This window comes from Streptomyces sp. SID9727 (assembly GCF_010550605.1).
Classification (GTDB): domain Bacteria; phylum Actinomycetota; class Actinomycetes; order Streptomycetales; family Streptomycetaceae; genus Streptomyces.
This window is the reverse complement of record NZ_JAAGNI010000029.1, coordinates 1-8,751: the sequence shown is the minus strand read 5'-3', so window position 1 is coordinate 8,751 and position 8,751 is coordinate 1. Positions and strand designations below refer to the sequence as shown.

Here is an 8,751-nt window from a genome sequence, read left to right as displayed (position 1 = left end):
GACCCCGTTTCCAGGGCTTGTCCCAGAGTGAAGGGCAGATTGCCCACGTGTTACTCACCCGTTCGCCACTAATCCACCCCGAAGGGCTTCATCGTTCGACTTGCATGTGTTAAGCACGCCGCCAGCGTTCGTCCTGAGCCAGGATCAAACTCTCCGTGAATGTTTTCCCGTAATCGGGAGACACATCACGAGAGCGGAACAACAAGGTCGGAATATGACCCGTTGTCCACTGCGTCCTCGCTGTGTTGTGCCTACCCGGACCCGGAGGACCGTGCAGGACTTTCAAAGGAACCTCCAACCTGCCGAAGCAGGCCGGGGTATCAACATATCTGGCGTTGACTTTTGGCACGCTGTTGAGTTCTCAAGGAACGGACGCTTCCTTTGTACTCACCCGCAGAACATTCTCTGGGGCTTTCCTCCGGGCGCTTCCCTTCGGTCTTGCGTTTCCGACTCTATCAGACTCTTTCGTGTCCGATTCCCGGTCGAAGCGGGTCAAGCAGTTTTCGCTTTCCAGTTCTTCGCTTTCGCGTTTCCCTTTCCGGCGAGTCCGACTCTATCAGATCCTTTCGGGCCTGATTCCCAGTCAGCGGGGCTTGCCTTCCGGGCTGTTGGGCCCTTCCGACGTCCAAAACACTAGCGGATTTTCCCGGCGGCTCATAATCGGGCCTTCGAAATGAATTTCGGCATGCCGAAAATTCCCCGAACGGGAGATCGTGCTGAGTTTGGTGTGCCGCGTCTGCGGCGGGATCGGTCACCGCAGAACCGTTCAGGCTCCGTGGCAACCCGAAGAACCTTACGGATCACCGAGGGGTGTGTCAACCCCCTCCCCGCCGGGCCTGCGGGAACGCTCAGTCCAGGTCGGTGAGCCTGCCGCCGGCATCCGGCTGGGCGTGCTCCACCCTCCGCAGCAGGCGGGTCAGCATCGCGCCGAGCACCCCGCGCTCCTCGCCGTCGAGGTCCTGGAGCAGGTCCGCCTCGAAGTCCGTGGCCATCCGCATCGCCTCCAGCCACTTCGTGCGCCCTTCGTCCGTCAGCTCCACGATGACCCGGACGCGGTTGTTCTCGTCGCGGTCGCGGGTCACCAGCCCCTCACCGGCCATGCGGTCGATCCGGTGCGTCATCGCGGCCGGGGTGAGCCCGAGCCGCTTGGCGAGCTCGCCGGGACCGAGGCGGTAGGGCTCCCCTCCCAGGACGAGGGTCTTCAAGACCTCCCACTCCGCATTGCTGATGCCGAGCGCGGCGAGCTGTCTCCCGTACGCGACGTTCATCCGGCGGTTGAGGCGGCCGAGCGCGGAGACGACCTGTTCGACCTGGGGGTCCAGGTCGCGGTACTCCCGCTGGTAGGCGGCGATCTGTTCGTCGAGGCTCGGCTCATCGAGTCCGGGCTCGGTGGTGTCGGACATGGCGCGCAGTATGGCACGCCGCCCATAGCCGTCGAAGTCCTTCAGGTCGTAGTGTTCAACATCTAACTTTAGTGATAAAGTCTTCGGGTTCGAGTCGTTCGATCGGTACGACTCAGAGGTTCCGAGACTTGAGGTAGGTGAGTGTGACCAGGGAAATGGGCGCAGCACTGCGGCGGATCCAGCTGGGGAGCGCGCTGAGCGCGTTCGGGCTCGGGTTCACCGTCCCGTACCTGTACGTCTATGTGGCACAGGTACGGGATCTGGGCGCTGGCACGGCGGGAATCGTGCTGGCTGTCTTCGCCATGGCTGCCCTCGCCGTCCTCCCGTTCACCGGCCGGGCGATCGACCGTCGCGGGCCGCTGCCCGTGCTCATCGCCGCCTCCGGTGTCGCCGCGCTGGGCGCCCTCGCGCTGGGCGTGTCCTCGCAGGTCACCACTGCCGTCCTGGCAGCGGCCGTGCTCGGCGCGGGTACCGCCGTCATGCAGCCCGCGCTCGCCACCATGCTCGTCCGGTGCACCGGCGCCGCCACCCGCACGCGCGCCTTCGCCATGCAGTTCTTCCTGCAGAACCTGGGCCTGGGCATCGGCGGCCTGGTCGGCGGGCAGATCGTCGACACCAGCAGCCCGGCGTCGTTCACGCTTCTGTTCCTGATCGAAGCCGTGATGTTCCTGGTGCTCGGCGTCATCGCGGCGACCGTGCGGATGCCGAACGCGCCCGTGAACACGCCGGAGACGGTGGCCGGGGCGCCCGCGGCGCGCGGCGGACTGCGGGCGCTGCTCTCGCACCGCGCGATGGTGCAGCTGTGTGTGCTGGGGTTCGTGCTGTTCTTCGCCTGCTACGGACAGTTCGAGTCCGGGCTCGCGGCGTACGGCACCGAGGCCGCCGGGATCAACCCCGCCACGCTCGGCGTGGCACTGGCCGCCAACACCGCCGTGATCGTCGTCGCCCAGTTCGTGGTGCTGCGTCTCGTGGAGCGCCGGAGGCGCACCCGTGTCATCGCGGCTGTCGGCCTGATCTGGGCCTTCGCCTGGATCGTGGCCGGTTACGCGGGCTTGGGGCACGGCAGCCAGACCATGGCGACAGCCGCGATGATCTCCACGTACGCGCTGTTCGGCCTCGGCGAGTCGATGCTGTCGCCGACCGTCGCACCGCTGGTCGCGGACCTGGCGCCGGAGTCCATGGTGGGCCAGTACAACTCGGCGTTCGCGCTCTGCAAGCAGCTCGCGCTGGCCGTCGGCCCGGCCGTGGGCGGTCCGATGGGGGCCTCGCTGCACGGCCCGTACATCCTGACGTTCGTCGTGTTCTCGCTGGGCATCACCGCGCTCGCACTGCGGCTCGGCCGGCGGCTCACCCCCGTACAGGACCAGCCCTCGCTCGCGCACGCGCCGTCGCGGGTGGTGGCCGTCTCCGTGCCGGAGAGCGCGCCGGCGCCCGTGGCCGCCGCGCGCTGAGCGCGGACGCTACTGCGGCAGCACGAACTCGCACCACACCGCCTTGCCGCCGCCCGGCGTGCGGCGACTCCCCCACGACGTGGCGATCGAGGCCACGATCGAGATGCCCCGGCCCGCCTCGTCCGCCGGTTCGGCGCGGCGGCGGCGCGGCAGGTGGTCGTCGCCGTCGGTCACCTCGATGATCAGGCGGCGGTCCGTGCGGCGCAGGCCGAGGCGCATCGGCGGGGTGCCGTGCTGGAGGGAGTTGGCGACCAGCTCCCCGGCGGCGAGGACCCCGAGATCGCACAGCTCCACCGGGAATCGCCACGAGGCGAGGACGCCCGTCGCGAAGGCACGGGCGCGGGGAGCCGCCTCGATACCGCCGAGCAGATCGAGCGAGGCGTTGTGGAACAGCTCGGCGGCGGCGCCCGTGCGCGCCGGATGCTGCACCACCAGGACCGCCACGTCGTCGTCGTGCTCGGCGGTCACGTTGAGCGAGCGGATCAGCCGGTCGCAGACGACCTGCGGCGCGCCCGTCGCTCCGGACAGCGCCCGCTCCAGCGCGCCCACGCCCTCGTCGATGTCCTCGCTGCGGCGCTCGACCAGCCCGTCCGTGTAGAGGACGGCGGTGGAACCGGGCGGCAGCGGGATCGTGCCCGAGGTGTGGATCCAGCCGCCGGTGCCGAGCGGCGGGCCGATCGGGTCCTCCGCCCGGCGGACCGTGCCGTCCTCCTCGCGCACCAGGATCGGCAGATGGCCCGCGGAGGAGTAGACGAGCAACCCCTCGTTGGGATCGTGCACGGCATAGGCGCAGGTGGCGATCTGGCTGGCGTCGATCTCGGCGGCGAGTCCGTCGAGCAGCTGAAGGACCTCGTGCGGCGGAAGGTCCAGCCGGGCGTAGGCCCGTACGGCGGTGCGGAGCTGCCCCATGACGGCGGCGGCACGCACCCCGCGCCCCATCACGTCCCCGATGACCAGCGCGGTGCGGCCCGCGCCCAGGGTGATGACGTCGTACCAGTCGCCGCCGACCGCGGCGTCCGTGCCGCCCGGCTGGTAGGTGGCGGCGATGCGCAGGTCGTCGGGCTGTTCCAGCTCCTGCGGGAGCAGGGAGCGCTGGAGCGTGACGGCGGTCTCCCGGTGCCGGCCCTCGCTGGCGCGCAGCCGCTCGGCGGCCTCGGCGTGGTCGGTGACGTCGGCGGCGTACACGAGGACTCCGCCCTCGCGCCCCTTCTCCTTGTCGGGGCGCACGGGCGTGCAGGTCACGGTGTACGAACGGCCGTCGACGGCCTTGCGGGACTTGACCGTGCGCGGGGTGCCGCTGCGCAGGACCTGGTCCATGAGGGGGAGCAGGCCGATCTCGGTCAGTTCGGGCATCACCTCGGCGGCCGGGGCACCGCAGGGGCGGGGGCCGAAGGCGGCGGTGTACGCGTCGTTGACGTAGGCGACGTGGTGGCCGGTGCCGTGCACCAGGGCGACGAGGGCGGGCAGCCGGCCCAGGATGTCGCGGGCGGAGAGGTCCTCCAGATCGGGCGCCGAGGGCAGGGGGACGCCGACGGGACCGCCCTGCGGCGGGGCGGTGCCCGGTTCGGCCCGGACGTACTCGGCGCGGGCCGCCGGTACGGAGCTGTGGTCCTCCCGGGCGGCGCGACGCTGCGTACCGGGGAGGCGGGCGCTCCAACGCGTGAAGTTCACGGAATTTCTGGCCTCGTGTGTCGGTCTGGTCCGCTCGGGCGGGTGCTTCCTCTGCCAGGGCGTCGGGCGCGTTCGTCGCTCCTGGGGCGGTCTTCGCTGGTCACTGTCGGTTGCTGCCGGCCGGGTCACTCTGTGCAGATGTGGGCCCACCCATGGTCACACGTCCAGTGTGTCGGACCCTACTGACAGTCGTCCCCGTCGGGCCGCGGCCGGCGGCCGGCGGCGAGTTCGAACTCGGCCCGGGGGTGTTCCAGGGAGCCCAGGGAGACGATTTCGCGTTTGAAGAGGCCCGCGAGTGTCCATTCGGCCAGGACGCGTGCCTTCCGGTTGAAGGTCGGGACCCGGCTCAGGTGGTACATGCGGTGTATCAGCCAGGCCGGATAGCCCTTCAGCCGGCGCCCGTAGATGTGCGCGACGCCCTTGTGGAGTCCTAGCGAGGCGACGGAGCCCGCGTAGCTGTGCCGGTATTCGGTGAGCGGTCCCCCTTCGAGCGCGGCGGCGACGTTGTCCGCGAGGACCTTCGCCTGGCGGACGGCGTGCTGGGCGTTGGGGGCGGTCGTACGGCCGGTTTCGACGGCGGTGAGGTCGGGTACGGCGGCGGCGTCTCCCGCTGACCAGGCGTGCTCGGTGCCCTCGACGGTCAGCTTCGCGGTGCAGACGAGCCTGCCGCGTTCGTCCAGGGGCAGGCCGGTGGCGGCGAGGAGAGGGGCCGGTTTGACGCCGGCCGTCCACACGAGGGTGCGGGTGGGGAAGCGGGAGCCGTCGCTGAGAACGGCGACGCGGTCCTCACAGGAGTCCAGCCGGGTGTCGAGGCGCACGTCGATGTTGCGTCCCCGCAGTTCCCGTACGGCGTACCGGCCGAGGGATTCGCCGACCTCGGGCAGGATGCGGCCGGTGGCCTCCACGAGGATCCACTTCAGGTCCTCGGCCTTGATGTTGTGGTAGTACCGCGAGGTGTAGCGGGCCATGTCCTCCAGCTCCGCGAGCGCCTCCACCCCCGCGTAGCCGCCGCCGACGAAGACGAAGGTCAGGGCGGCGTCACGGATGGCCGGGTCGCGCGTGGCGGACGCGATGTCCATCTGTTCGATGACGTGGTTGCGCAGCCCGATGGCCTCCTCGATCGTCTTGAAACCCACACCGTGGTCGGCGAGGCCGGGGACGGGGAGCGTGCGCGAGACGGACCCGGGGGCGAGGACGAGCTCGTCGTACTCGATCTCCAGGGCGCCGGTGCCGTCCTCGCCGCTGGCGAGGGTGGTGACCGTGGCGGTGCGCTTGGCGTGGTCGATGGCCCGGGCCTCGCCGATGACGATGGTGCAGTGCGGCAGGACGCGGCGCAGCGGTACGACGACATGGCGCGGTGAGATGGAGCCTGCGGCGGCCTCGGGGAGGAACGGCTGGTACGTCATGTAGGGCTCGGGCGCGACCACCACGATCTCGGCCTCGCCGTTTCTCAGTCTCTGCTTCAGCTTCCGCTGGAGACGCAGCGCTGTGTACATCCCGACGTAGCCCCCGCCGACGACAAGGATGCGCGCACCCGGCGGGGGGCCGGGGGGCGTGCCCCCGGAAGCTGAAGCCATCACCACCCCATGACGCAACGTGCACCGGAGTTTGTCCACAGCCCCGGCAAATTGTGTGACCGGAGGTCGTGGACGGGCCGTTGGCGCCTGACGACCCGCTGATAGGCGAGCTTCGCAGGTCAGGCATTGCGGTACGGGACAGGGACGGGGATCAAGTGGTGACCAACCGGTCCTTGCGCCGATCGGGGGGCGCTCCGGGCGGAACTGCCCCCTTCTGAATTGACCCTGGCTCAACTATGTTCGTATGTCGTCGGGGTGTCGGACGGTGCAGATCGGTCCCCCCGCGACGCATACGGCGGGAGTCTCCGGGGGGAGACGTCATAACCGGGGGAACAGTTATGGACATTCAGGAAACGCATTGGCCGACTACTGCTGTCGCGCCTGAAGGAAACGGACACATCGGGGCAGTCGGCACCCTCAACGGAACGGGCGGCACCACGACGGCCGCGCCTCCGGCGGCGGTGAACGGGCTGGGCAACGGACTTGGTGCCCAGCCCGGTGGCGCGTCGGCGCACGCACGATCGGCACCACTGCGGGTGGACGCGCAGCGCAACCTCGAACACGTGCTGCGCGCCGCGCGCGAGGTGTTCGGGGAGCTGGGGTACGGGGCTCCGATGGAGGACGTGGCCCGACGGGCCAGGGTCGGCGTCGGCACGGTCTACCGGCGCTTCCCCAGCAAGGACGTGCTGGTGCGCCGGATAGCCGAGGAGGAGACCTCCCGGCTGACCGACCAGGCGCGTTCCGCGCTCGGGCAGGAGGACGAGCCGTGGTCGGCGCTCTCGCGCTTCCTGCGGACCTCCGTGGCCTCGGGGGCGGGGCGGCTCCTGCCCCCGCAGATACTGCGGGTCGGGGTGGAGGCCGAGGACTCGACCGCGGTCGGGGAGACCGGTGAGACCGCGGGGGACGAGCCCCGGGTGCCCCAGCAGCGGCAGGAGACGGGCACGGCCGCGCCCCGGACGGTGTCCCGGCAGCGGCCCGGCCCGGAGACCGGCGGCGAGGACCTCGGCCCCGGTGCCGGCGAGTTGCTGGAGGTCGTGGGGCGGCTGGTCGACCGGGCGCGGACCTCGGGCGAGCTGCGCCACGACGTGACGGTCTCCGACGTCCTGCTGGTCATCGCGACTGCTGCCCCCGCGCTGCCGGACGCGGCCCAGCAGGCGGCGGCCTCCTCCCGGCTGCTGGACATCCTGCTGGAGGGACTGCGCTCACGGCCCGAGTGACGGGTGGGGGCGCGGGGGGCCGCGATGCCCTGCCTCCCGCCCACCGGTACCTCGGCCCAACCCCTGGCCCCTTCCCCGAATGAGTGCCCGCTAGTGCTCACATTCGGGGAGGACGCCCCGGATGAGTGGTTGGTGGGGCCGAGGGCCCCGGTACGCCGGCGCGCTGTGGCACGCTGGCCCGGTATTCGGGTCCGATGGCGCATACGGGGGCGTCCGCGATGAGCGGTGACGGGCAGAGGGAAGAGTCGCACGACGGCGTGTCCACCGCCGACGGCGGTACGGAGCCGGCCGGTTCGCCCGGGCACCAGGTACCGAGCCAGGCCGTCCCCGGCCACCAGAACGTCGACACGGACGCGGACCACCCCGGCGGAACGGTCCTGCCGGGCCCCTGGCCGCCCGCACCGGTCGAGGACGACGGCACGGCGGGAGCCTCCGGGAGCCACGGCGCCGGCCCGGCCGGGACCGTTCCCGCCGTGCCGATGCAGCGGGCGGGGCGGGGCTCAGGCAGGGCGGACGGGGCGGCGGGGCCTTCGGACGCGCAGCTGATCCAGCGCATGCGGGAGGGCGACGACCTCGCCTACGACGAGCTGTTCCGGCGCCACTCCCAGGCCGTCCGCCGCTACGCCCGCACCTGCTGCCGGGACGCGCACACCGCCGACGACCTGACCGCCGAGGTCTTCGCCCGGACTCTGCAGGCGGTACGGGGCGGAAAGGGGCCCCAGGAGGCGGTGCGCGCCTATCTGATGACGGCGGTCCGGCATGTCGCCGCCGCCTGGACGAAGACCGCGAAGCGCGAGCAACTGGTGGACGACTTCGCCGCGTTCGCCGCCCAGGCCGCCCGGTCCTCGGAGGTGTCCGACGACGACACCCTCGACCTGGGCGCGGACGTGCTCGCGATGCACGAGGCCGAGCAGTCGATGGCGATGCAGGCCTTCCGCAGCCTCCCGGAGCGCTGGCAGGCGGTCCTGTGGCACACCACCGTCGAGGAGGAGTCGCCCAGCGACGTCGCGCCCCTGTTCGGGCTGACCGCCAACGCCACGTCGGTGCTGGCCAGCCGGGCACGTGAAGGACTCAAGCAGGCATATCTGCAGGCCCATGTGAGCCAGGCGCTCACCTCCGGCGGCAATTGCGCACGGTACGCCGACCGGCTCGGCGCGTATGCCCGGGGCGGGCTGCGGATGCGGGCGGAGCGCGGGCTGCGGGGGCACTTGGACGAGTGCGCGAAGTGCCGGGTGGCGGCGGGCGAACTGGCCCAGGTCAACGCCGGTATCCCCGCGCTGCTCCCGGTCGCGGTCATCGGCTGGTTCGCCGCCGGGTACGCCCTCAAGGCCGCCGGGATCGTTGCGGGGGGCGCGGCCGGCGCCGCTGGGGCGAGTGCCGCGGCGGCGGCGACCGGAGGGGGCTCGGCCACGGGCACGGCGGGTGGTGCGGC

Annotated in this window: 6 protein-coding genes and 1 rRNA gene; 3 read left to right on the top strand and 4 right to left on the bottom strand. The window is 71.2% G+C overall.

Annotated elements, in window-relative coordinates:
• Positions 1–160, bottom strand: a 16S ribosomal RNA gene (locus G3I41_RS01705); the annotation flags it as partial.
• 688 nt (positions 161–848) lie between these two features.
• On the bottom strand, positions 849–1,403 hold the full coding sequence (locus G3I41_RS01700) for a MarR family transcriptional regulator (protein WP_018101704.1): 555 nt from the start codon (positions 1,401–1,403) through the stop codon (positions 849–851).
• Positions 1,404–1,558: 155 nt separating this feature from the next.
• Between G3I41_RS01700 and G3I41_RS01695 the strand changes: the two genes are divergently transcribed.
• On the top strand, positions 1,559–2,854 hold the full coding sequence (locus tag G3I41_RS01695; RefSeq protein ID WP_164398516.1) for an MFS transporter: 1,296 nt from the start codon (positions 1,559–1,561) through the stop codon (positions 2,852–2,854).
• Between the two features lie 9 nt (positions 2,855–2,863).
• On the opposite strand, the gene G3I41_RS01690 is transcribed toward G3I41_RS01695, so the two are convergent.
• Complete coding sequence (locus tag G3I41_RS01690) at positions 2,864–4,525, bottom strand: SpoIIE family protein phosphatase (RefSeq protein ID WP_164398513.1); 1,662 nt, start codon at positions 4,523–4,525, stop codon at positions 2,864–2,866.
• A 179-nt stretch (positions 4,526–4,704) separates the two neighbouring features.
• Positions 4,705–6,021, bottom strand: coding sequence for an NAD(P)/FAD-dependent oxidoreductase (locus G3I41_RS01685; RefSeq protein WP_239081443.1), 1,317 nt, complete (start codon positions 6,019–6,021; stop codon positions 4,705–4,707).
• A 542-nt stretch (positions 6,022–6,563) separates the two neighbouring features.
• Here G3I41_RS01685 and G3I41_RS01680 point away from each other — a divergent pair.
• Together G3I41_RS01680 and G3I41_RS01675 are read left to right on the top strand one after the other, a co-directional pair.
• Positions 6,564–7,319: a helix-turn-helix domain-containing protein gene (locus tag G3I41_RS01680; RefSeq protein ID WP_164398515.1), complete on the top strand. Its 756-nt coding sequence runs from the start codon at positions 6,564–6,566 to the stop codon at positions 7,317–7,319.
• A gap of 218 nt (positions 7,320–7,537) precedes the next feature.
• Positions 7,538–8,751 (top strand): sigma-70 family RNA polymerase sigma factor (locus tag G3I41_RS01675; protein ID WP_203600001.1); only part of this gene is annotated, 1,214 nt, incomplete at its 3' end.